This window comes from Vibrio sp. 1CM2L (assembly GCF_023161695.1).
Taxonomy (GTDB): Bacteria; Pseudomonadota; Gammaproteobacteria; order Enterobacterales; family Vibrionaceae; genus Vibrio; species Vibrio coralliirubri.
Genome location: NZ_JALNTT010000005.1, coordinates 93780 through 116666 on the forward strand (window position 1 = coordinate 93780; position 22887 = coordinate 116666).

Consider the following 22887-nt stretch of genomic DNA (forward strand, 5'->3'; position numbering starts at 1 on the left):
AGTGCTTTTTTTTGTCTGGTAACTAGTTTTTAAACCTAGTATAGGGGGCTGGGTTGGGTTTTATTTGATGCTTTGAGCTAATAGTTAGTTTTTTGGCACAGTTGCCGAATAACAGGTGTTAGACCAGATGATAATAAAGCGTTAAAGTTGTTTCGTATTACTGTTTGTTGTTATCACGACAGACAGCCATAGCCGAAAAAGTGGAAGTATTTCGAATTAGGCTACGAATAAGCCCTAGACTATGAAAAACCAGCCCAACATGTTCACCAAATATGATTGGAAACTGGTGAGGAGAGCAATATGACAACAAAACCTGAAACAGCAATGTTATCCGGCGCTGAGATGGTGGTACAGTCTCTAATTGAAGAGGGTGTAGAACAAATCTTTGGTTACCCAGGTGGTTCTGTACTTGATATCTACGATGCGCTGCATGCTAAAACTGCTGAAATTAAACACGTATTAGTACGACACGAACAAGCCGCTACACACATGGCAGATGGCTATACTCGTTCTACCGGTAAACCGGGTGTAGTACTTGTGTGTTCTGGTCCAGGTGCGACCAATACCGTTACTGGTATTGCAACCGCTTACATGGACTCAATCCCAATGATTGTTATTTCTGGTAACGTACCAAATAACCTTATTGGTAACGACGCCTTCCAAGAGTGTGACATCGTTGGTGTATCACGCCCGATCGTTAAACACAGCTTCTTAGTTAAGAAAGCGGAAGATATCCCTGAAGTCGTTAAAAAAGCATTCTATATTTCAACAACAGGACGTCCCGGTCCTGTCGTTATTGATCTGCCGAAAGACATCTTAAACCCACAAATCAAGCTTCCTTATGAATACCCAGAAACGATCAAAATGCGTTCGTATAATCCAACGGTTACGGGTCATAAAGGTCAGATCAAAAAGGCGCTAAAAGCCCTTCTTGAAGCGAAGAAGCCGGTACTTTATGTCGGTGGTGGTGCGGTTATTTCTGAGGCAGATAAGCCGTTGTTAAAATTAGCAGAAGCACTGAATTTACCCGTGGTAAGCACCCTAATGGGGCTTGGCGCTTTCCCTGGCACCCATAAGAACTCTTTGGGTATGTTGGGCATGCATGGTTTGTATGAAGCCAATATGGCGATGCACAATGCGGATTTGATCTTTGGTATTGGCGTACGTTTCGATGATCGAACGACTAATAACCTAGATAAGTACTGCCCTGATGCGAAGATCATGCACATTGATATCGACCCATCTTCGATCTCTAAGAACGTAAAAGTGGATCTACCGATTGTAGGTTCTGCTGAAAAAGTTCTAGAAAGCATGGTCAACTTGCTCGTTGAGCAAGGCGGCACTAACGATGCAGAAGCGATTGAAAGCTGGTGGAGTGAAATTAAGCAGTGGCAAGAGCGTGACTGCCTAGCTTACGAGAAATCGTCTGAGCGCATTAAACCACAGCAAGTAATTGAAACACTTCATAAAGTAACCAATGGCGATGCTTATGTTGCTTCTGATGTAGGTCAACACCAAATGTTTGCTGCTTTGTACTACCCATTTAACAAGCCACGTCGTTGGATTAACTCTGGTGGTCTAGGCACGATGGGCTTTGGCCTGCCTGCTGGTATGGGCGTTAAGTTTGCTAAGCCAGATGAAGAAGTGGTTGTGGTAACCGGTGACGGCAGTATTCAAATGAATATCCAAGAGCTGTCGACAGCGCTGCAATACAATATCCCGGTTAAGATTATTAACCTTAACAACCGTTTCCTAGGCATGGTAAAACAGTGGCAAGACATTGTTTATCAAGGTCGTTACTCTAACTCATATATGGACTCTGTTCCTGATTTTGCTGCTATCGCTGAGGCTTATGGCCACGTTGGTATGCGTATTTCATCTCCGGATGAACTGGAATCAGGTTTGGAAAAAGCACTGGCGATGAAAGACCGTTTGGTCTTTGTCGATATTAGTGTGGATGACACCGAGCACGTATACCCAATGCAGATCAAAGGCGAGGGTATGGATAACATGTGGCTAAGCAAAACGGAGAGAACATAATATGAGACACATTATTTCACTACTAATGGAAAACCAACCTGGTGCGCTTTCTCGTGTGGTTGGCTTGTTTTCTCAGCGTGGCTACAACATCGAGTCTTTGAACGTATCTCCAACCGATGATCCGACGCTGTCTCGTTTGAACGTAACCACTAACTCAAGCGAAATGCAGCTTGAGCAGATTCAAAAACAGCTACACAAGCTAATCGACGTACTTAAAGTACAAGAAGTGTCTGAACTTGAGCACATTGAGCGTGAGCTGTTGATGGTAAAAGTACGTGCGAGCGGCTTTGCTCGTGCAGAAGTGAAGCGTACAGCAGATATCTTCCGTGGCCAGATTGTTGATGTCACGGCTTCTCAATATACGGTTCAAATGGCCGGAACGAGCGAGAAACTGGATGCCTTCATTCAGGCACTGTCTGAAGTGACGGAAGTTCTTGAAGTAGCTCGAAGTGGTGTTGTTGGCATCGCTCGAGGCGAACGTGCGTTGAAAGCCTAGACGATAAGTCTTTAAAAAATAACTTTAAAGCTGCTTTTTTAAGCGGCTTTTATTTTGTTAATTTTTTAGAGTGCTATAATCCCGCGCTGCACTTCCATTCATCTGAGTTAGCAATGCGAAATAAAAAATCAATAATTACATTGCTGATTATCTCTATCATATTGTCTTCTGCAGTATGTCTGTATTATTTGCAGCGTTACAAAGAAGTAAAACAGCAGAGCTTTGACTACTCAGCTAAGCAAGCCGTTCATCAGTTAGTGTATGCCAAGCGAGATTACGATCTTCTCAAGACTCAGTTAGTCTCGGTAATGGAGCTACTCAGTCATAGCCAGAGCTTGGTTAACTTTGCTTCCTCTCCCTCAGACCAAACTAAACATCTACTTGAAGAGGTCTGGCAATCTGTTCTCGCGAATCAGAAGTGGTATACACAAATCCATCTGCTAGATGTCACTGGCAAAGAATTAGTGCGCGTTAACTACTCCTCTGATACCGGTAGAGTGACGTTTCCTCAACAACTGCAAGATAGGTCGGATTCTAACTACTTCCAATACGCTCAAAAACTAGAAGCCGAACAGATTGGCGGTTGGGGTATTGAGCTTGAAACGGAGCATGGTGAAGTCACCTTCCCTTATTCGCCGGTAATCCGTGTCTTTACCCCAGTAGAAACCCCTGATAAAAGAGTAGGCTACCTTGTCATCAATCTCGATGTATGGGGTCTATCGTCGCGTCTTAGCTTTTCACCAGATAACGATCTTAGAGCAGAAGTGCTCAATGACGCGGGTTATTTCATCGCGAGTAACAACAGCGGTAAGTTGTTCGGGGACTCTATCCCTGAAAGAAAAGGCTACAACCTGAAAAATATCGCGCCGAAGACGTGGGATGCGATCTCCAATGATCAGGTGGGACACGTTTTTGAAGATGGTAATTTGTTTGCCTTTAACACGGTTATGCTCGCGAACAGTCAAAAGGTTCATTTGCTGATTCAACTTAATCAGAAGCAATTGATGGATAGGGCTGAACCGAGCTTAAGTGACCTCTCTCAAGAAGAAGTGTTTGTATTGCTAACGGTGCTGATTTTCGCCTTCCCATTTGCTTACCTGGTGACGCACTACCGACGCCGAAGCCTGGAGAGTAAATTGGCACGCGCCGCATTGAATGGCATGTCGGCAGTGATGATCTCTGATAAACAGCACCGCACAATGATGATCAATAACGAATTTGAGAACATGACTGGGTACTGCAAAAAACAAGTGATCGGTCAGAATGCATTGCAACTGTTGCTTGAGAATACCGATCAAGTGCTCTCAAGCTCGGCTATTTGGAGTCATTTAGAGCAAGAAGAAGTATGGGAAGGGGAGGTTCAGTGTAAGAACAAGCTGCGTATTCCTTTTACTGCGATCATGCGAGTGCATGCGGTCAAAAACAATTCAGGCAAAGTCAGTTACTACATCACCTCGTTGGTTGATATTTCCGTAAGGAAGGAGCTTGAGGTGCGTTTGAGGATCTTAAGTGAACGTGACTCTTTGAGTAACCTCTGGAACCGACGAAAGTTCGAAGAGCAGTTGGCCTACTATTCTCGCTTGGTTGAGCGTTACCCGAACGAAGCGACCACTTGCTTAGCCTTAGTCGACATCGATAACTTCAAGCGAATCAATGACGAACTTGGCCACGACGAAGGTGACCGTGTGATCGCTGGTGTTGCTAAGCTTCTGCAAGACAGCCTTCGTGGGACGGACTTTGTTGCACGTGTTGGAGGAGAAGAGTTTGCACTCTTGATGCCACACACCTCACTGCCAGAAGCAAAGCGCGTATTGGATCGCTTACGAATCGAGATTGAGCTAGCGGCCGGAACTAAGGTAACGGTGAGTGTTGGCTTTACGGATTTAACCAGTAACAGCACTCGTTCATACAAGTGTGCTGATGTTGCGCTTTACGAATCTAAATCGTCTGGCCGTAATACGGTCTCTATGTGTCCTAGCTATGATGATGTCGCTTAGGTTCACTTCTATCTAGTCCTGTCTTCTATTTGCTTCACCTCTTCAAGTCGCGCCCCGACTCCTTTTTCCTTTCCCCCTTTTTATTAGGAATCTCACTTTTGAGCGACCTATGTCACAAAATCTATACAGTTAGACTAAAGTCTAATGCCGGTGAAAATTTGAGCTAAAATGAACAATAAGTAAACTACTTTGCTTCAGATTACATCGTGTTAAACGATGCAATAAATAGAGTGTTTACCAGATGTAAAAGGATGACACCGTTAACTTAATTCAGCTGGTTAGCTAGCCTTATCAATAACTTGAAAGGCTGCAGTAGAATTAGGTTAGCTGGAGCAAGAGTTTGGGGATCATACAGTCTGGTTAAAAGAGGCGTGGTATGTTTGTCGATTTTTTAGTGAGGTTAACCATAGGCACATTAGCCATTCTTGGCTTTCAGCTTAGTGCATTGTATTTTTTACCTATGGTTGTGCTACTCAATACTCACCACAAAGAGTTTTTTGGGTGGTAGTTCAGTCGTGGTACTGGAGACAAAAAAACGGAGCCGTTGGGCTCCGTTTTTATTTGGTTAGAATCTATCTTGGCATTATGCCGCTTCGATAACTTCTTCAATTCGTTTCATTGAACCTAGTAAGTGTTGATCAAGCAGTTCTGTTGCTTGTTCTACATTCTTAGAGAGTACTAGTTTCATGATCATTTCGTGCTCATCAATATTGAACAGATCATCAGATGCGCTTTCTGCAGACATAGCGAGGAAGCGGTAACGTTTCACTTGGTTGATTAGATCATCAAAGAACTTAAACATGTTCTCTGAGTCTGCCCCTTCAAGTAGTGCAACATGGAATTGCTGGTGGCGTTCTTCCCATTCAACACAATCAAACTCTTCAGATACGTACTGTACTCGCGACAGTTTATGGTAAGACGTTAGTACATCCAGTTCCCAGCTCTCATCACCTGCTGAAATCGCTTTTTTAAGTAGAACCGATGATACAACACGAAGGCTTTCGTATAGGTCATTCAGTTCTTTCTTTGATACAGGAGATACCCAGCAGCCTTTTTGTGGCTCTAGCTTTACGTATTTGCTCCAAGATAATTGTACCAAGGCTTCGCGAATAGGGGATGCGCCAACGTTGTAGCGTGCTTTTAGATCAGCAACAACGAGCTTTTGGCCTGGGGTTAACTCACCATTAAGAATATCTTGGCGAATCATCTTTGATACTTTGTCAGTGAGCGTAGGACTAGACATTACAAACCTCATCTATATATGATTTCTAGTCTGCTAATCCGTCTCTTAGAAAGAGCCAATTGGAAGTTAACAGTACGTAGTTCTATTGTGATTGATAATACAGCGTACTGAAAAGTTAGGCAAGATTTTGTTTCATAAAAAAAGAGGGCCGAAGCCCTCTTTTATATTTTATGCGAATCGGTTCATTCTTATAGAACGTGAACAGATGCCGTGTTTGTAGTACCAGAAGCTACTAGAGCACCAGAAACCATAACTACGATATCGCCTTTGTTACCTAGGCCAGATTGTAGAGCGATTTCTTTACCGTTGATGTAGAACGCGTCTGTGTTCTCGATAGAGTCAACAAGAACTGGCTTAACACCTTTAGTAAGAACTAGCTGTGCAGCTGTCTTTTCGTTAGTTGTTAGAGCTAGGATGTTTGCAGTTGGGAAGTACTTACGTACTGAACGTGCAGACTTACCGCCTTCAGTTGCAACAACGATTAGAGGAGCAGCTAGCTTCTCTGCTGTGTCTACAGCGCCTTTACATACTGCTTCAGTGATGCGTAGACGTGGGCTGTCTAGACGAGAACCTAGCTCAGCTTTAAGAGCTGAATCAGTACGGTTCGCGATTTGAGCCATGATAGTAACAGCTTCAACTGGGTACTTACCTTTAGCAGTTTCACCAGAAAGCATTACTGCATCAGTACCATCCATGATTGCGTTCGCAACGTCACCCGCTTCTGCACGAGTTGGACGTGGGTTGCTGATCATAGAGTCAAGCATTTGAGTTGCAGTGATAACCATCTTACGTGCACGGTTACACTTCTCGATCATCATCTTCTGAGCGAAGATTACTTCTTCAGCTGGGATTTCAACACCTAGGTCACCACGAGCAACCATGATGCCGTCAGAAGCTTCAAGGATTGAATCGAAGTTATCTACACCTTCTTGGTTTTCAATCTTAGAAATGATGTGGATGTTCTCGCCGCCGTTAGCGTTTAGAAGCTCACGGATTTCTTTAACGTCTTCTTCTTTACGGATGAAAGAAGCAGCAACGAAATCTACGCCTTGCTCACAACCAAACTTAAGGTCAGCTTTGTCTTTCTCAGAAAGAGCTGGAAGTTGAACAGAAACGCCAGGAAGGTTAACACCTTTGTTTTCGCCTAGAGCACCGTTGTTAAGAACTTTACACTTAACTTCAGTTTCTGTTGTTGCGATAACTTCCATTTCGATTAGGCCGTCATCAACAAGGATAGTGTTACCCGCTGTTAGGTCTTTAGCGAAACCTAGGTAAGTTACTGCTACTACGTCTTTGTTACCAACAACTGTTGCGTCAGTTGTGAAAGTGAACTCTTGACCAGCTACTAGATCTACGTCGTTACCATCTTCAAGTTTGATAGTACGGATTTCTGGACCTTTAGTATCTAGAAGGATAGCAAGTTGCTCACCTTTGTTTTCCATTACTTTACGGAAGTTCGCGATACGAGTGCCGTGCTCTGCGAAATCACCGTGAGAGAAGTTAAGACGCATAACGTTCATGCCAGCATCTACTAGTTCAGTTAGCTTCTCTACAGATTCAGTTTTAGGGCCAATCGTACATACGATTTTGGTCTTTTTCATGGAAGGTACTCTCCGGTAAGTATTGTTACAATTTGAAATTTATTTAAGTTCTGAAGATTGGTCCGCTACATCAACATTTTGTGCCTGTTGTGTAAAAGCGCGGGACTTCCAATATGTCCTTCAGAGTTGTAAGTCTTTCATCAATTTTAGTCATTTTATGACTAAAAGATTTTGATTCAACATCGGTTTTCTGTGACTTACCCCACTATATAGGGGGTAGGTTGCAAAAAAATAACAGTCAGTTTTGTAATTTTTTTTCTTTTCGGGTGCGGATTCTACCACCTAATGAGTTCAATATCACTGCTTAACAATTGTCTTAGGACAAGGTTTTATCGCTATTTATTAATTTTTTGGATCAAAATAAATGGACTAAATAGTTTCGTTGTAACTATAATATGTTTCATATCGAAACTTAATGGCCTTTTTTAAATGTCGAAACGAAACACCCAGCTCAGAAGACATGCAATTTCTAACCTAGTGAATGAAAAAGGGGAGGTTAGTGTTGATGAATTATCCGCTAAGTTTGAAACCTCAGAGGTCACTATTAGAAAGGACTTGGCGTCTTTAGAGAAAAACGGTCAGCTTTTACGCCGTTATGGTGGTGCGATTTCGTTACCGAAAGAGGTTGTCAACGAAGAACTGGGTCAACAAGTTTCGACTCGAAAGATTTCATTGGCAAAAGCCGCTGCAGATTTAATTCGCGACCATAACCGTATTGTGATCGATAGTGGCAGTACGACCGGTGCTCTAATTCAGCAGCTTAATGCTAAGCGTGGCTTGGTTGTGATGACCAACTCATTGCACGTCGCTAATGCGCTTAATGAGCTTGAAAGCGAGCCGACGTTATTAATGACTGGCGGCACTTGGGATACCCATTCGGACTCTTTCCAAGGCAAAGTCGCAGAGTCGGTGCTTCGCGCTTACGATTTTGACCAACTATTTATCGGGGCCGATGGTATCGATCTTGATAGAGGCACAACCACGTTTAACGAATTGGTTGGCCTGAGCAAAGTAATGGCTGAAGTGTCACGAGAAGTGATCGTGATGGTTGAGTCGGAAAAAGTGGGACGAAAGATCCCGAACTTAGAGCTGGCATGGGAACACATTGACATCTTAATTACCGATACAGACTTAGGCGAAGAATCCAAAGCAAGTATCGAATCACATGATGTTCGCGTGATCCTGACCGATCCAGCGTAAAAACAAATTTAAGTATTATGCATTTACCTTCCTATAATTGATCTTAATGAAGATCTGGCCTTTGCTTGCTGCCTATAGGAATAAAACAAAATTGATGGAGTGAAACTATGTGTGGAATTGTTGGTGCAGTAGCACAGCGTGATGTAGCTGAAATTTTAGTAGAAGGCCTTCGTCGTCTAGAATACCGTGGCTACGATTCAGCAGGTGTCGCTGTCGTCGATACTGAATCTAACCTAACTCGTGTACGCCGCTTAGGTAAAGTACAAGAGCTAGCTGACGCAGTAGAAGAGCAACAAGTGATTGGCGGTACAGGTATCGCTCATACACGTTGGGCGACACACGGTGAGCCATCTGAAGCGAACGCACACCCACACATGTCTGGTGATATTGCCGTTGTACACAATGGCATTATCGAAAACCACGAAGCACTGCGCGCTATGCTGCAAGAGCGTGGCTACGTGTTTACTTCACAAACGGATACAGAAGTTATTGCTCACTTAGTTGAGTGGGAACTTCGCACTTCAGCTTCTTTGGTTGAAGCGCTACAGAAAACAGCAAAACAATTAGACGGTGCGTACGGCACGGTTGCGGTTGATCGCAAAGATCCTAGCCGTATTGTAGTGGCTCGTTCTGGTAGCCCGATCGTTATCGGTTTTGGTGTCGGCGAGAACTTCCTTGCTTCTGACCAACTGGCACTACTGAGCGTAACTCGTCGCTTCATGTACCTAGAAGAAGGTGATGTTGCTGAGGTAACTCGTCGTGATGTTACTGTATTTGATGTCGCGGGCGAGCGTGTTGAGCGTGAAATCGTTGAATCAAACGCTGAACATGACGCAGGCGATAAAGGTCAATACCGTCACTTCATGCAGAAAGAGATCTTTGAGCAACCAACAGCGCTGATCAACACGATGGAAGGCCGTATCTCTGAGACTTCGGTTATCACTAACGCGATCGGCGTTAAAGCTGAAGAGATCCTAAGCAAGGTTGAACACGTGCAGATCATAGCATGTGGTACGTCTTACAATTCAGGCATGGCTGCGCGTTACTGGTTTGAATCTCTAGCTGGCGTAAGCTGTGACGTAGAGATTGCTTCTGAATTCCGTTACCGTGATTTCGTTGTTCGTCCGAACAGCCTATTGGTGACCCTGTCTCAGTCTGGTGAAACAGCGGATACGCTTGCTGCACTTCGTCTTGCAAAAGAGAAGGGTTACATGTCAGCAATGACTATCTGTAACGTTGCAGGTTCTTCGTTGGTTCGTGAGTCTGATTTTGCCTTCATGACTCGCGCAGGAACAGAGATCGGCGTTGCTTCTACTAAAGCTTTCACAACTCAACTAGCAGCGATGCTGATGATGGTAACGTCAATTGGTCGCCTACAGGGTCGTATCAATGAAGAGAAAGAAGCGGAAATCGTTCAAGCTCTTCACCAACTGCCTGCTGATATCGAGAAAGCATTAGCGTTTGATAAAGAGATCGAAGCGCTAGCACCTGATTTTGCTGATAAGCATCACACACTGTTCTTGGGGCGTGGTGAGTTCTACCCAATCGCGATGGAAGCGTCTCTTAAACTGAAAGAGATCTCTTACATCCACGCAGAAGCATACGCTGCTGGTGAGCTTAAGCACGGTCCTTTGGCTCTTATCGATGCAGATATGCCTGTTGTCGTTATTGCACCAAGCAACGACTTGCTAGAGAAGCTGAAATCGAACGTTGAAGAAGTACGTGCTCGTGGCGGTCTACTTTACGTATTTGCTGACCAAGACGCTGGCTTTGAAAGTGATGAGAACATGAAGATCATCAAGATGCCTCACGTAAGTGAAGTAACAGCGCCTATCTACTACACAGTACCGATGCAGTTACTGTCTTACCACGTAGCGCTAATCAAAGGTACCGACGTTGACCAGCCTCGTAACCTAGCGAAAGCGGTAACAGTTGAGTAATCGACAGCTTATCTAAGAAATAGATAATAAGAAGCCCATCCTGTGATGGGCTTTTTTATGTCTGTTACTTAACGATCAGTGTTAGAGCTAGCTGTAGCGTCATTAAGCGCTCAGTGCTTGCTCTAGGTCAGCCAAGATATCGTCAATGTGCTCGATACCTACTGAGAGGCGAATCATCTCCGGTGATACACCGGCTTGTTTCTGTTCAGCTTCGCTTAGTTGACGGTGTGTCGTCGAAGCAGGGTGACAAGCGAGCGATTTCGCATCGCCAATGTTGACCAAACGTTTGAAGATTTGCAGTGCATCATAGAAGCGAACACCGGCTTCATAACCGTCTTTTAAACCAAAAGATAGAATGGCCGATGGCTTACCTTGCATGTACTTTTCAGCGAGTGGATAGAATTCTGAATCAGGCAGGCCAGCGTAACTTACCCAGCTGACTTTCTCGTGTTGCTTGAGGTATTCCGCTACTTTCAAGGCATTCTCTGTGTGTCGCTCCATGCGCAGCGACAAAGTCTCCAAACCTTGCATCAACATGAAAGCATTCATTGGTGACAGTGCTGCACCTGTATTACGCAGGGGAACCGTTCTAGCACGACCAATAAACGCAGCCTCACCAAAGGCCTCGGTATAAACCACACCATGGTAAGAAGGCTCTGGCTGATTAAACACAGGGAAGCGGTCCTTGTGCTGTGCCCATGGGAATTTGCCTGAGTCGACAATCACGCCACCTAACGTTGTACCGTGACCACCCACGTATTTGGTTAGTGAATGCACCACGATGTCAGCACCAAAATCGATAGGTTTAGATAGCACAGGCGTCGCCACCGTGTTATCAACAATCACTGGCACACCTTGTGCGTGGGCAAGTTCTGCAACACGTTCTAAGTCGATGATATTACCTGCTGGGTTACCGATACTTTCGCAGTAAACCGCCTTGGTTTTTTCGTCAATCAGTGCCGCTAAGCTTTCTGGTTTATCGTCTTTAGCAAAACGAACTTCGATCCCTTGGTTTGGCAACATGTGAGCAAATAGGGTGTAAGTACCACCGTAAAGCTGAGGCGTTGAAACAATGTTGTCACCGATTTGCGCCAACGTCTGAATCGCATAGTTAATTGCAGCACTGCCTGCACTCACCACTAAGCCTGCAATGCCCCCTTCTAAGGCTGCCATGCGTTTTTCTAACACATCGTTGGTTGGGTTCATTATGCGAGTGTAGATATTGCCAGGCACAGCAAGGTTGAAGAGGTCGGCGCCGTGTTGTGCGTCATCGAATTCGTAAGCGACGGTTTGGTAGATAGGAGTGGCAACCGATTTGGTGGTTGGATCAGTATCGTAACCGAAGTGAATCGAGAGTGTTTCGTCTTTCATGAGTCTTCCCTGAACTATTGAGCGATTTATGTACTCTCATATTGCCGATTTTTTTATAAAAGAAAAGTATGTTTAGTCACAGAGAGGTAATTGGAATTGTGTGCGGGACGATTCGTTATTGGTTAGGAAGTGCAGGGCGTGATTGGTACGTAACCAGAAAAGCAAAAAGCCAGAGCAGCGTGAACTGTTCTGGCTTTTCTAATTTGGTGGCCCCTCCCAGATTTGAACTGGGGACCGAACGATTATGAGTCGTGCGCTCTAACCACTGAGCTAAGGGGCCGTAGGGCATAGATTATAGGGGAAGCATTCAGTGGTGTCTAGACACTATAAGGGGCAATTCCGCTTACATCTTAGCCACTTAAATCACACAGATAAAAAAAAGGTGAGCCAACGCTCACCTTTTCTTATTTATGCTTAAAAGCTAACCGCACTAAAGCGTGTGATTACTCGTCTAGGAAGCTACGCAGAGTTTCTGAGCGGCTTGGGTGACGAAGTTTACGCAGTGCTTTTGCTTCGATCTGACGGATACGTTCACGAGTTACGTCGAACTGCTTGCCCACTTCTTCAAGAGTGTGGTCAGTGTTCATGTCGATACCGAAACGCATACGCAGTACTTTAGCTTCACGAGGCGTTAGGCCAGCAAGAACGTCTTTAGTTGCGCCGCGTAGGCTTGTTGCCGTTGCAGAGTCTAAAGGTAGTTCTAGTGTTGTATCCTCGATGAAATCACCTAGGTGCGAATCTTCGTCGTCACCGATTGGTGTCTCCATTGAGATTGGCTCTTTAGCGATTTTCAGTACTTTGCGGATCTTGTCTTCAGGCATTTGCATGCGTTCAGCTAGCTCTTCCGGAAGTGGTTCACGACCCATCTCTTGTAGCATTTGACGAGAGATACGGTTTAGTTTGTTGATCGTTTCGATCATGTGAACCGGAATACGGATAGTACGAGCTTGGTCGGCAATCGAACGAGTGATTGCTTGACGGATCCACCACGTAGCGTAAGTAGAGAACTTGTAACCACGACGGTATTCAAACTTATCTACGGCTTTCATCAGACCGATGTTACCTTCTTGGATTAGATCCAGGAATTGTAGACCACGGTTTGTGTACTTCTTAGCAATCGAGATTACTAGACGTAAGTTCGCTTCAACCATCTCTTTCTTCGCACGACGAGCTTTCGCTTCACCGATAGACATACGACGGCTGATATCTTTGATGCTTTGAACAGTAAGAGACGTTTCACGTTCGATCATATCCAGTTTTTGGATAGAGCGACGGATGTCGTGCTCGTTACGTTTGATCTTTTCTGCGTATGGCTTGTCTGAAGCAAGAACTTCATCCAACCATGCTTCGCTAGATTCATTGCCAGTAAATAGAGCAATGAAAGATTTCTTCGGCATTTTGCCGTACTCAACCGTTTGACGCATGATTAGGCGTTCTTGAGTACGTACGCGATCCATAGAGTTACGCAGTTCGTTTACTAGGTAATCAAACTGTTTTGGTGTTAGACGGAACTCTTTGAATACGTCTTGCATCATTGTTGTTGCAAGCATTGCTTTCGGGCTTTCATGGCCGTACTCGTTGATCGCTAGCTGACGGTTCTGGTAGCTAGTACGAAGCGCTGTGAACTTCTCAAGAGCAAGCTCAGGATCGATACCTGTATCTTCTTCTTCCTCTTCCTCGTCGTCTTCAGCGTCTTCTTTGTCTTCGTCTTCCAGATCAGTTTCAGCAAGTTCTGAACCGATGTGAGTCGCCGTTGGCGCAGCTGTGCCATCGTCGTCAGGGTCAACAAAGCCATTGATTAGGTCTGTTAAGCGAATCTCTTCTGCTTGTACGCGGTCAAACTGTTCCAAGATGTATGGAATAGTGCCAGGGTACTCAGCAACCGATAGTTGAACTGTATTGATACCATCTTCAATACGTTTCGCAATGTCGATTTCGCCTTCACGAGTCAGTAGTTCAACCGTACCCATTTCACGCATATACATGCGAACTGGGTCAGTAGTACGGCCAATCTCGCTTTCTACGCTTGAAAGCGCAGCAGCTGCAGCTTCGGCTGCATCTTCATCTATATTGGCATCGTCATCATTAAGTGCTAGATCATCAGCATCAGGTGCAGTTTCAACTACCTTGATACCCATGTCGTTGATCATTTGAATGATGTCTTCTACCTGTTCAGAATCCACGATTTCTGCAGGTAGGTGGTCGTTTACTTCGGCGTAGGTCAGATAGCCTTGTTCCTTGCCTTTAATAACAAGTAATTTAAGCTGTGACTGCGGATTTTGATCCATAGATGATATCCAACTTCAGGTCTGGTGAAGGACGTTGCATTCTCAAATGCAAACCAATTATGTTAACAAATTTATTAAATGCTGACTAATCAAACAGGGTTACGCTTTTAGATCTAGCATTAAAGCTAGTAGCTCCCTTTTTTCTTCGGCTGATAAACCGACGCTTCTTGCTTTGGCCTGCAGGTTTTCAATTTGTTTTTCAACGCACTGGGCAAGTATGTTGTCCAATGAGTCTAAAAATATGTCTTCTTGATTGTCTTCGTCGAGGGGGATTTCCCAGCTCGCGAGACGAGACAGAAGAGCCTCATGTTTATTGTGTCGCCAATGCTCTAATAATTGGCCTGTGTTGATATGGGGATGCGCGTGGCATTTATCAAGTACTTCGACGAATAAACTTAGCCCAGGCAACTGTAAGCCTTTGACACTTGATAAATCCGGTACCATATCAGCATAGCTCGGATTTTGGATAAGCAAAGCGATAACTTCACGCATTGGAGTGCGCTTCAGCTCTTTATGCGGCTGAGGTGTCGGGTTCTGTGTATGAACACGCGCACGTCGCAATTGGTTATCAAATCCAGTTCGCTCATCGAGCAGTTTTTCGAGCAATTCTTGGAAGTAACTGTCAGGAATTTTGTTAATCAAGGCGCTGGCGTGTGCACGCAGTGCTGATTTCCCTTCGGTTGTTCCCAAGTTTAACTTGTGTATTTCAATCAGGTTATCGAACAAATAGGTCGAAAGCGGCGTCGCATTATGGACCAGCTGTTCAAAAGCGGCTTTGCCATGCTCTCTAATATAGCTGTCTGGGTCTTCACCGTCGGGCAAGAACAGAAACTTAAGCGTGTTGCCCGTTTTCAGATACTCAAGTGCGGTTTCGAGTGCGCGCCATGCGGCCTCTTTACCTGCTCGGTCACCATCGTAACAACAAACCACAGTGCTGGTTTGACGGAACAACATTTGAACGTGGTCGCCAGTTGTTGAGGTGCCCAGTGATGCCACTGAGTAATCGACACCATATTGCGCGAGTGCCACGACATCCATGTAACCTTCAACCACAAGTATTTGCGGCGGTTCACGGTAGGCTTGCAGCACTTCATAAAGGCCGTAAAGCTCTTTACCTTTATGGAATATAGGTGTTTCTGGTGAGTTGAGGTATTTTGGTGTGCCGTCTTCTAATACACGACCACCAAAACCAATCACACGGCCACGACGATCACGAATCGGGAACATTACGCGTCCACGGAATCGGTCGTATCGGTTACCTTTATCGTTCTCAATTAGCATGCCGCCAGTCACGAGCATGTCTTGGGCTTCTTTCTGTTGGCCAAAGTTCTTACGAACTAAGTCCCACTCATCGGCCGCATAACCAATACCAAACTTCTGGACGATCTCGCCCGAAAGACCACGATTTTTTAGGTAATCAATCGCAGGTTTGTTGGCTGATATTTTCAGTTGAGAGCGGTAAAAATTACTGATGCCGCCCATCAAATCGTAGAGGTTACGTTTTTGTTCGCTGTTGGCTCTTGGTGCTGTTGATATCTCGCCGCTGCGCTGTTCTCTAGGAACATCGAGGCCTAAGAAAGAGGCTAGCTCTTCAATAGCTTCAACAAAATCGAGACGTTCGAACTCCATAATGAAGTCGATAGCATTACCGTGTACGCCACAACCAAAGCAGTGATAAAACTGTTTTTCTTGGCTTACGCTAAAAGAAGGGGTCTTTTCGTTGTGGAATGGGCAACAAGCACCATAGTTTTTGCCTTTTTTCTTAAGTTTCACGCGTGCGTCCACAATGTCGACAATGTCGAGACGCGCTAGGAGATCATCGATGAAACTACGCGGGATGTGTCCTGCCATAAAACCTTAGAAAAATGCACTAACTGAGAGTGTGGATAATAATAGTTTGAATAGGTTACAGATACAAACAAGCCGTGCGTTCCGAAGGATTGCACGGCTTGTTGCAATTTGATTTGGGATTAAGCGAGTTTAGAACGAACTAAACCACTAACTTTACCCATATCTGCACGCCCTTGAATTTGTGGTTTCAAGATAGCCATTACTTTACCCATGTCTTGCATGCCCGCTGGTTGAGCTTCGGCGATTGCGCTATCAAGTAGTGCAATAACTTCTTCATCAGTTAGCGGTTGAGGCATAAAGCCTTCAAGTACCGTAATTTCTGCTTTTTCCACGTCAGCAAGATCTTGACGATTTGCTGATTCATATTGAGCAACAGAATCGCGACGTTGCTTAACCATTTTAACTAATACAGCAAGAATGTCGTCATCGTTCAGAGTGATCCGTTCGTCAACTTCACGTTGCTTAATTGCTGAAAGAGCTAAGCGGATAGTGCCAAGGCGCGGTTTGTCCTTGGCTTTCATCGCTAATTTTTGCTCTTCTTTGAGTTGTTCAATAAGAGCCATAACTCAGTCCTTATGGATTAAGTTATTAGTACAGGCGAACGCGACGTGCGTTTTCGCGAGCTAGCTTCTTAGCGTGACGCTTTTGAGCTGCTGCTTTAGCGCGTTTGCGAACTGTAGTTGGCTTTTCGTAGTGCTCGCGACGGCGAACTTCAGAAAGGATACCTGCTTTTTCACAAGAGCGCTTGAAACGACGTAGTGCAACGTCGAACGGTTCGTTTTCACGTACTTTAACTATTGGCATATGCCTTTCACCTCAGGGGTTATTCATTATCGCTGGCCACTCAGTACCAAATCAGAGAAGTTACCCATCGAGCTAACTCTCTATTCGCGTTTGGCCATTAACCAGCTTGATCAAAAATGGTGCGGAATTTTAATCCGATCACAGTGGCTTTGTAAAGCACTTTGTCGATTATAGTCTGTACAATATTTGTTTGAAGAGCTTAGGCAGGGTAATATTGCGCTAATTTCCCATTTTAGACGAAAGCGTGCCGAGAAAATTATGCGCATTATTGGTATTGAAACCTCTTGTGATGAAACAGGAATCGCGATTTATGATGATGAGCAAGGGCTGCTTTCTCATCAATTATATAGCCAAGTAAAGCTGCACGCCGATTACGGTGGTGTGGTGCCTGAGCTAGCTTCGCGTGACCACGTGAAAAAAACAATTCCCCTTATTAAAGCGGCATTAGCTGAAGCGAACCTAACGTCGAAAGACATTGATGGTGTGGCTTACACAGCTGGCCCTGGTTTAGTGGGTGCACTGCTTGTAGGTGCAACGATTGGTCGCAGTATTGCTTATGCGTGGGGGGTGCCTGCTGTGCCTGTTCACCATATGGAAGGTCACCTTCTTGCGCCAATGTTAGAAGACAACCCACCGCCATTCCCATTTGTGGCTCTGCTGGTTTCTGGCGGCCATACCATGATGGTAGAAGTGAAAGGCATTGGTGAATACCGAATCCTTGGTGAATCGATTGATGATGCAGCGGGTGAAGCGTTTGATAAAACCGCGAAACTGATGGGCTTAGATTACCCTGGTGGTCCACTGCTCTCTCGCTTGGCAGAAAAAGGCACTCCGGGTCGTTTTAAGTTCCCGCGTCCAATGACCGATCGTCCGGGTTTAGATATGAGCTTTTCTGGTCTGAAGACGTTCGCAGCGAATACCATTCGTGATAACGATAATGATGACCAGACTCGTGCTGATATTGCTTACGCATTCCAAGAAGCTGTTTGTGCAACCTTAGTAATCAAGTGTAAGCGCGCCTTGGTAGAAACAGGCATGAAACGTATAGTGATTGCTGGCGGTGTAAGTGCCAACAAGCAACTGCGTGTTGAGCTTGAAGCTCTTGCTAAGAAAATCGGTGGTGAGGTGTACTACCCACGCACTGAGTTCTGTACAGATAACGGTGCGATGATCGCTTATGCGGGCATGCAGCGCCTGAAGAATGGCGAAACGGCTGATTTGTCTGTTCATGCCACACCGCGTTGGCCTATTGACCAGCTAGAGCCAATTGCGTAATTGACTATAGTGTTTCGATAAACGGTCGCCTTGTGCGGCCGTTTTTATATCCTAGCTTACCGACTGTATGTCGATAAATAATTGCTGATAGAGATTAGGGAAGAAAATGAACAAGTTCACAGTAGACAATCAATCGATGGCGTACCTAGATGAAGGTCAAGGCCCTGTTGTTGTACTCGGCCACAGCTACCTTTGGGATAGTGCAATGTGGAAGCCGCAGATCGAAGCGTTAAAAACTCAGTATCGCTGTATTGTTCCAGAGCTTTGGTCTCATGGTGAATCTCAAGCAGCACCCACTTCGATGCGTAACTTGAAAGATTACGCTCAGCACGTTTTGGCTCTGCTTGATCATTTAGAGATCGAAGAATTCTCAGTGGTTGGCTTATCGGTTGGCGGTATGTGGGGTACTGAGTTAGCGGAACTTGCACCTTCACGTATTAAGTCTTTGGTTCTAATGGATACTTTTGTGGGTTTAGAACCAGAAGTTGCTCACGCTAAGTACTTCAGCATGTTAGATACCATCACTCAAACCAAGACGGTTCCTCAGCCAATTGTTGAAGCGGTTGTGCCACTGTTCTTCGCTAATGATGCTCAAACCAACACGCCAGCTTTAGTTGAAGGTTTTACTCAGCAGTTATCAGCTCTTGAGGGCGACAACGCTGAAGAAGTGGCACGAATTGGTCGAATGGTGTTTGGACGTCGCGATATGATTGAATCGGTAGAGAACTTTGCTCTGCCTGTTTTGATTGCTGTAGGACAAGAAGATAAACCACGTCCGGTACTTGAGTCATACCTAATGCACGATTGCATTACGGGCAGTGAATTAGTGGTGATTCCTGGCGCAGGTCATATTAGCTCGTTAGAGCAACCAGAGTTTGTGAACACAATGCTGAAGACGTTTTTAGATAAACATCTGCTGTAAGCTTTAAATACTGAATATTATGGTTCGGCTTAGACGTGACAGTTTAAGCCGATTTTTTTTGTCCGAGTTTTGGTTCGCTGCCATCGAGTAGGCGGCGGATATTCTGATGGTGACGCAACACGATCAAACAACACAACATGGCTACAGGCAGTGTGTATTGAGGTTTGACTAACCAAGCGTAGAAAGGGGCAAGTAGCACAGTAACCAGTGCAGCTAAAGAAGAGTAACGAAACAAAAACGCGACCACTAACCAAGTTGCCATGATCATTCCGGTTAGATCGAATCCTATTGGGGCGATAGCTCCGAGTGCAGTTGCCACGCCTTTACCACCTTTGAAGTGGAAGAAGATCGGATACATATGACCTAGACACGCCGCAATTGCGACAACCCCAAGAATGATTGGGTCGATCTTGAGGTAGTAGCCAAGCCAGACAGGGATAGTGCCTTTCAGCATGTCACACAGGAGGACGGCAGCAGCGGCGCCTTTACCGCCAACGCGCAGTACATTGGTGGCGCCCGGGTTATTGGAGCCTACCGTTCTTGGATCAGGAAGTCTTAAGACTCGGCATATCAAGACCGCACTAGAGATTGAACCTAGCAAATAGGCTGCAATGATCATGATTAGTGCCAATGGGGTCATGTCTTTCCTTAAACGGTTATAAGCCTAACGATGGGAAAATAATGCTCAATCCAAGAGTAATTGATATCATATCTCGAATTACGCAAATAATACGTTTTTTTCCCCCATATGGGTATCCGACCTCTAAAAGGACAAGTCATGGCACTGGATAAAGTTTTCATTGAACAGCTAGAAGTAATTACAACGATCGGTGTTTACGATTGGGAACAAGAGATTAAACAGAAACTTGTGCTTGATATTGAAATGGCTCATGACAACCGCCCAGCGGGTAAGAGTGATGATGTGGTTGATGCTTTGGACTACTCGACTGTGAGTACAGCTGTACTTGATCACATTGCGAATGGCCGATTTCTATTGGTTGAACGTGTGGCTGAAGAAGTCGCTGAATTGATCATGACTCAATTTTCTGTGCCGTGGATTAAAATCCGCTTGGCTAAACCTGGCGCAGTGCCACAAGCAAAAGCCGTTGGTGTGATCATCGAACGAGGTCAAGCATGACAGTAGCCTATGTTGGTGTTGGCACGAACATAGACCGCGATAAGCATGCAAGGGTGGCATGGACAGAGCTTCAATCGTTAGGGACTAACCTTAAATGCTCTAAAATCTATCACTGTGAGCCCGTGGGTTTTAATGGCCATCCGTTTTATAACTTTGTGATAGAGCTCGACACGTCACTCTCATTGACTGAATTTTCACAGCAGCTGCGTAAAATTGAGTTTAAATGGGGTCGCTCTCAAGATGCGCACAAACTACAAGATCGAAAACTCGATCTTGATATTGTGCTGTTTGGAGAGGAGATTTCTGATAGCGATCCAGAGCTGCCACGCAGTGATATCTACAAATATCCTTTTGTAACACAACCGCTTTATGATCTTTGTCCTGCGAGAGTTATCCCGCAAGACGGAAGAACCGTCAGTGAAATATGGCAGAAGATGCAGCAATTAGATTCGCTCTCTGTCGTAGATATAAAACTATAATTTTTAAGGTAAGTAATGAGTTATTTTGAAGCGTTTATATTGGCGTTGGTGCAAGGCTTTACTGAGTTTTTACCTATTTCCAGTTCTGCACACTTAATCCTTCCTTCTGCTGTTTTAGGTTGGGAAGATCAAGGCTTGGCTTTTGATGTGGCTGTCCACGTTGGTACTTTGGCAGCCGTGGTTATCTATTTCCGTAAAGAAGTGGTCTCTCTGTTGAGCGCATTCTTTGGTTCAGTGTTTAAAGGCGATCGCAGTAAAGAAGCGAAGTTAGCGTGGATGATCATTCTCGCGACGATTCCTGCATGTATCTTTGGCTTGCTGATGAAAGATATTGTTGAGCTTTACTTACGCAGTGCGTGGGTGATCGCGACGACAACGATTATCTTTGGTCTATTGCTATGGTGGGTGGACAAGAACTCAAGCCTGCGCGATGACGAATACCAAGCGGGTTGGAAAAAGGCGCTGTTTATTGGTCTTGCTCAAGCAATGGCGATCATTCCGGGCACGTCTCGTTCTGGCGCAACTATTACTGCGGCGCTTTACCTTGGTTTCACACGTGAAGCAGCGGCTCGATTCTCTTTCTTGATGTCTATCCCAATCATCACTCTGGCTGGTGGTTATTTGGGTCTGAAGTTAGTGACCAGTGGTGACCCAATCCATGTGGGCACTTTACTAACGGGAATCGTGGTTTCTTTCATTAGTGCTTATATCTGTATCCACTTCTTCTTGAAGCTTATCTCTCGTATGGGTATGACACCGTTTGTTATTTACCGCCTGATTCTAGGTTTTGGTCTATTTGCTTTCTTGATGATGCAGTAGCGCTCGACCTACGAAGACAAATGTTTCGTCCTACAGATTGAAACGGAAAAACCCGCTTAAGTTGCGGGTTTTTTAATGTGTGCTTACTAACGGAGTGAAGACTAACTATCAGTGAGTTCTGATAACGCGTTTTCAATAGCCACCGCTCTGCGCTTCTCTTGCTCTTCTCGAATATCTTTGCCTTGAAAACCATCGGCAATAATCGCCTTAACTTCGACTTGCAGCGCCGCTTGGTAAGCCACTTCAAAACGCGCTTTTTGAGGATACGGCTGCTCTTCTAATCCTTTTCGGCCTGCGTGATCGGCTTGGCAGCAAAGCAGTATATCGTCGAGCCTATCTGGCTTACGCCAAACATCAAACTTGTTGAGAACCTTGAGAAAGGTGGTTGGTTTGAGCTCGCCTGCACGATGGATATTAGAATGCTGCTCGCACACTAACAATGCAAGGTCTCTGAACTCATTGGGTACTCTGACTCGTTCACACAGCTTCTTAATGATTTTTAAGCCTGTGTGGCAATGCATTTTGTGGCTTGGCCATTCGTTTTCTGGTGTAACGCCTTTACCTAAGTCATGCACTTGAGCGGCAAAGCGTACCGGTAGCGATGGGCTTAATAGTGCGGCTTGCTGAGCAACCATCAGGGTGTGAATACCCGTGTCGATTTCAGGGTGCCATTTCTCAGGTTGAGGGACGCCAAATAGAGCGTCAATCTCAGGTAATACGACTGCCAATGCACCACATTCTTTCAATATAGAGAGGAACACTTCAGGGTGCGGCGTACTAAGAGACTTATGCCACTCTTGCCAAACTCGCTCTGCAGTGAGGTGTGCCAGCTCACCAGATTGGACGATCTCACTCATCATATCCATGGTTTCAGGTGCAACCGTGAAGTTAAGATGGTGAAGCTTGGCGGCGAAGCGAGCCACACGCAGTACACGAAGAGGGTCTTCAACAAAAGCGTCTGAAACGTGTCTTAAGATACGATCTGAGAGATCTTTCTGACCATGATAAGGATCGTGAAGTTGGCCTTTATCATCTTGAGCTATAGCGTTGATGGTCAGATCTCGACGCATCAGATCTTCTTCCAAACTCACGTCTGGAGCGAAGTAGCACTCAAAGCCAGTGTAACCGGAACCGGATTTTCTCTCAGTGCGAGCCAGTGCGTGCTCTTCTTTGGTTTTTGGGTGCAAGAATACGGGGAAATCTTTTCCCACAGCAGTAAAGCCAAGGTTTTCCATCTCTTGAGGGGTACTCCCTACCACGACCCAGTCTCTATCATAACTATCAATATTGAGCAGCTTATCGCGCACGGCTCCACCGACTAGATAGCGTTGTAGCCCGTTGTCTTTTGGTAGGCTATCGTAAATTTGCAACTTATCACCTCGAAATGTTTTATCACTGCTGGACTTTACTGCAAGCAATGGTA

Annotated in this window: 19 protein-coding genes and 1 tRNA gene; 10 read left to right on the plus strand and 10 right to left on the minus strand. The window is 45.1% G+C overall.

Annotated features, from left to right (window positions below; genetic code table 11):
- Window positions 1-300: 300 nt before the first annotated feature.
- The 3 genes from MSG34_RS17350 (at window position 301) to MSG34_RS17360 (ending at window position 4533) form a co-directional block, all read left to right on the plus strand.
- Window positions 301-2040: an acetolactate synthase 3 large subunit gene (locus MSG34_RS17350; RefSeq protein ID WP_048618189.1), complete on the plus strand. Its 1740-nt coding sequence runs from the start codon at window positions 301-303 to the stop codon at window positions 2038-2040.
- A gap of 1 nt (window position 2041) precedes the next feature.
- Window positions 2042-2536, plus strand: a complete 495-nt coding sequence (gene ilvN / locus MSG34_RS17355; RefSeq protein WP_008219984.1) for an acetolactate synthase small subunit — start codon at window positions 2042-2044, stop codon at window positions 2534-2536.
- Window positions 2537-2649: 113 nt separating this feature from the next.
- The gene (locus MSG34_RS17360; RefSeq protein WP_248338788.1) at window positions 2650-4533 is read left to right on the plus strand and encodes a diguanylate cyclase; all 1884 of its coding nucleotides are present in this window, start codon (window positions 2650-2652) and stop codon (window positions 4531-4533) included.
- Between the two features lie 583 nt (window positions 4534-5116).
- Here MSG34_RS17360 and MSG34_RS17365 read toward each other — a convergent pair.
- Both MSG34_RS17365 and pykF read right to left on the minus strand, forming a co-directional pair.
- Complete coding sequence (locus MSG34_RS17365; RefSeq protein WP_019826885.1) at window positions 5117-5788, minus strand: GntR family transcriptional regulator; 672 nt, start codon at window positions 5786-5788, stop codon at window positions 5117-5119.
- A 176-nt stretch (window positions 5789-5964) separates the two neighbouring features.
- Entirely contained in the window at window positions 5965-7377 is a 1413-nt protein-coding gene (pykF, locus tag MSG34_RS17370) for a pyruvate kinase PykF (RefSeq protein ID WP_017061403.1), read from the minus strand.
- A gap of 429 nt (window positions 7378-7806) precedes the next feature.
- On the opposite strand from pykF, the gene MSG34_RS17375 reads away from it, so the two are divergent.
- Window positions 7807-8577, plus strand: a complete 771-nt coding sequence (locus MSG34_RS17375; RefSeq protein ID WP_017061404.1) for a DeoR family transcriptional regulator — start codon at window positions 7807-7809, stop codon at window positions 8575-8577.
- Between the two features lie 107 nt (window positions 8578-8684).
- Window positions 8685-10517: a glutamine--fructose-6-phosphate transaminase (isomerizing) gene (gene glmS / locus MSG34_RS17380; RefSeq protein ID WP_050643142.1), complete on the plus strand. Its 1833-nt coding sequence runs from the start codon at window positions 8685-8687 to the stop codon at window positions 10515-10517.
- Between the two features lie 102 nt (window positions 10518-10619).
- Here the strand turns inward: glmS and MSG34_RS17385 are convergent, their stop codons facing one another.
- The 6 genes from MSG34_RS17385 to rpsU all read right to left on the minus strand — a co-directional run bounded on the left by MSG34_RS17385 (window position 10620) and on the right by rpsU (window position 16831).
- Window positions 10620-11888, minus strand: coding sequence for an O-acetylhomoserine aminocarboxypropyltransferase/cysteine synthase (locus tag MSG34_RS17385; protein ID WP_248338789.1), 1269 nt, complete (start codon window positions 11886-11888; stop codon window positions 10620-10622).
- Window positions 11889-12092: 204 nt separating this feature from the next.
- Window positions 12093-12168: transfer RNA gene (locus tag MSG34_RS17390), tRNA-Ile, on the minus strand.
- 163 nt (window positions 12169-12331) lie between these two features.
- Window positions 12332-14176, minus strand: coding sequence for an RNA polymerase sigma factor RpoD (gene rpoD, locus MSG34_RS17395; RefSeq protein WP_048614894.1), 1845 nt, complete (start codon window positions 14174-14176; stop codon window positions 12332-12334).
- 99 nt (window positions 14177-14275) lie between these two features.
- Window positions 14276-16027 carry a DNA primase gene (gene dnaG / locus MSG34_RS17400; protein WP_248338791.1) on the minus strand — a complete coding sequence of 584 codons (1752 nt, stop codon included), beginning with the start codon at window positions 16025-16027 and terminating at the stop codon, window positions 14276-14278.
- Window positions 16028-16146: 119 nt separating this feature from the next.
- Entirely contained in the window at window positions 16147-16590 is a 444-nt protein-coding gene (locus tag MSG34_RS17405) for a GatB/YqeY domain-containing protein (protein WP_017069475.1), read from the minus strand.
- Window positions 16591-16615: 25 nt separating this feature from the next.
- Window positions 16616-16831 (minus strand): 30S ribosomal protein S21, encoded by a 216-nt coding sequence (gene rpsU / locus MSG34_RS17410; protein ID WP_004396009.1) that lies wholly within the window; start codon window positions 16829-16831, stop codon window positions 16616-16618.
- A 258-nt stretch (window positions 16832-17089) separates the two neighbouring features.
- Here rpsU and tsaD point away from each other — a divergent pair, with 258 nt between their 5' ends.
- A complete protein-coding gene (tsaD, locus tag MSG34_RS17415) occupies window positions 17090-18106 on the plus strand; it encodes a tRNA (adenosine(37)-N6)-threonylcarbamoyltransferase complex transferase subunit TsaD (RefSeq protein ID WP_019826876.1) in 1017 nt (338 codons plus the stop codon).
- Between the two features lie 106 nt (window positions 18107-18212).
- Complete coding sequence (locus MSG34_RS17420; RefSeq protein ID WP_086971310.1) at window positions 18213-19028, plus strand: alpha/beta hydrolase; 816 nt, start codon at window positions 18213-18215, stop codon at window positions 19026-19028.
- 43 nt (window positions 19029-19071) lie between these two features.
- On the opposite strand, the gene plsY is transcribed toward MSG34_RS17420, so the two are convergent.
- On the minus strand, window positions 19072-19668 hold the full coding sequence (gene plsY, locus MSG34_RS17425; protein ID WP_009847793.1) for a glycerol-3-phosphate 1-O-acyltransferase PlsY: 597 nt from the start codon (window positions 19666-19668) through the stop codon (window positions 19072-19074).
- A gap of 138 nt (window positions 19669-19806) precedes the next feature.
- Here plsY and folB point away from each other — a divergent pair, with 138 nt between their 5' ends.
- Genes folB through MSG34_RS17440 form a run of 3 tightly spaced genes read left to right on the plus strand, consistent with a single transcriptional unit; the run spans window position 19807 to window position 21464 of the window.
- A complete protein-coding gene (folB, locus tag MSG34_RS17430) occupies window positions 19807-20166 on the plus strand; it encodes a dihydroneopterin aldolase (RefSeq protein WP_004735969.1) in 360 nt (119 codons plus the stop codon).
- Complete coding sequence (folK, locus tag MSG34_RS17435) at window positions 20163-20645, plus strand: 2-amino-4-hydroxy-6-hydroxymethyldihydropteridine diphosphokinase (protein ID WP_248338793.1); 483 nt, start codon at window positions 20163-20165, stop codon at window positions 20643-20645. The genes folB and folK overlap by 4 nt, the downstream gene beginning before the upstream one ends.
- A 15-nt stretch (window positions 20646-20660) precedes the next feature.
- Entirely contained in the window at window positions 20661-21464 is an 804-nt protein-coding gene (locus tag MSG34_RS17440) for an undecaprenyl-diphosphate phosphatase (RefSeq protein WP_019826869.1), read from the plus strand.
- Window positions 21465-21565: 101 nt separating this feature from the next.
- Here the strand turns inward: MSG34_RS17440 and MSG34_RS17445 are convergent, their stop codons facing one another.
- A complete protein-coding gene (locus tag MSG34_RS17445) occupies window positions 21566-22882 on the minus strand; it encodes a multifunctional CCA addition/repair protein (protein WP_248338795.1) in 1317 nt (438 codons plus the stop codon).
- Between the last annotated feature and the right edge of the window lie 5 nt (window positions 22883-22887).

Excerpts from the sequence above, each read along its gene's own strand:
- MSG34_RS17360 (WP_248338788.1), top strand. The coding sequence starts at position 2,650 with ATGCGAAATAAAAAATCAATAATTACATTGCTGATTATCTCTATCATA.
- MSG34_RS17375 (WP_017061404.1), top strand. The coding sequence starts at position 7,807 with ATGTCGAAACGAAACACCCAGCTCAGAAGACATGCAATTTCTAACCTA.
- MSG34_RS17440 (WP_019826869.1), top strand. The coding sequence starts at position 20,661 with ATGAGTTATTTTGAAGCGTTTATATTGGCGTTGGTGCAAGGCTTTACT.
- pykF (WP_017061403.1), bottom strand. The coding sequence starts at position 7,377 with ATGAAAAAGACCAAAATCGTATGTACGATTGGCCCTAAAACTGAATCT.
- plsY (WP_009847793.1), bottom strand. The coding sequence starts at position 19,668 with ATGACCCCATTGGCACTAATCATGATCATTGCAGCCTATTTGCTAGGT.
- dnaG (WP_248338791.1), bottom strand. The coding sequence starts at position 16,027 with ATGGCAGGACACATCCCGCGTAGTTTCATCGATGATCTCCTAGCGCGT.
- MSG34_RS17405 (WP_017069475.1), bottom strand. The coding sequence starts at position 16,590 with ATGGCTCTTATTGAACAACTCAAAGAAGAGCAAAAATTAGCGATGAAA.
- folB (WP_004735969.1), top strand. The coding sequence starts at position 19,807 with ATGGCACTGGATAAAGTTTTCATTGAACAGCTAGAAGTAATTACAACG.
- glmS (WP_050643142.1), top strand. The coding sequence starts at position 8,685 with ATGTGTGGAATTGTTGGTGCAGTAGCACAGCGTGATGTAGCTGAAATT.
- ilvN (WP_008219984.1), top strand. The coding sequence starts at position 2,042 with ATGAGACACATTATTTCACTACTAATGGAAAACCAACCTGGTGCGCTT.
- MSG34_RS17420 (WP_086971310.1), top strand. The coding sequence starts at position 18,213 with ATGAACAAGTTCACAGTAGACAATCAATCGATGGCGTACCTAGATGAA.
- MSG34_RS17350 (WP_048618189.1), top strand. The coding sequence starts at position 301 with ATGACAACAAAACCTGAAACAGCAATGTTATCCGGCGCTGAGATGGTG.
- MSG34_RS17365 (WP_019826885.1), bottom strand. The coding sequence starts at position 5,788 with ATGAGGTTTGTAATGTCTAGTCCTACGCTCACTGACAAAGTATCAAAG.
- rpsU (WP_004396009.1), bottom strand. The coding sequence starts at position 16,831 with ATGCCAATAGTTAAAGTACGTGAAAACGAACCGTTCGACGTTGCACTA.
- MSG34_RS17385 (WP_248338789.1), bottom strand. The coding sequence starts at position 11,888 with ATGAAAGACGAAACACTCTCGATTCACTTCGGTTACGATACTGATCCA.
- tsaD (WP_019826876.1), top strand. The coding sequence starts at position 17,090 with ATGCGCATTATTGGTATTGAAACCTCTTGTGATGAAACAGGAATCGCG.
- folK (WP_248338793.1), top strand. The coding sequence starts at position 20,163 with ATGACAGTAGCCTATGTTGGTGTTGGCACGAACATAGACCGCGATAAG.
- rpoD (WP_048614894.1), bottom strand. The coding sequence starts at position 14,176 with ATGGATCAAAATCCGCAGTCACAGCTTAAATTACTTGTTATTAAAGGC.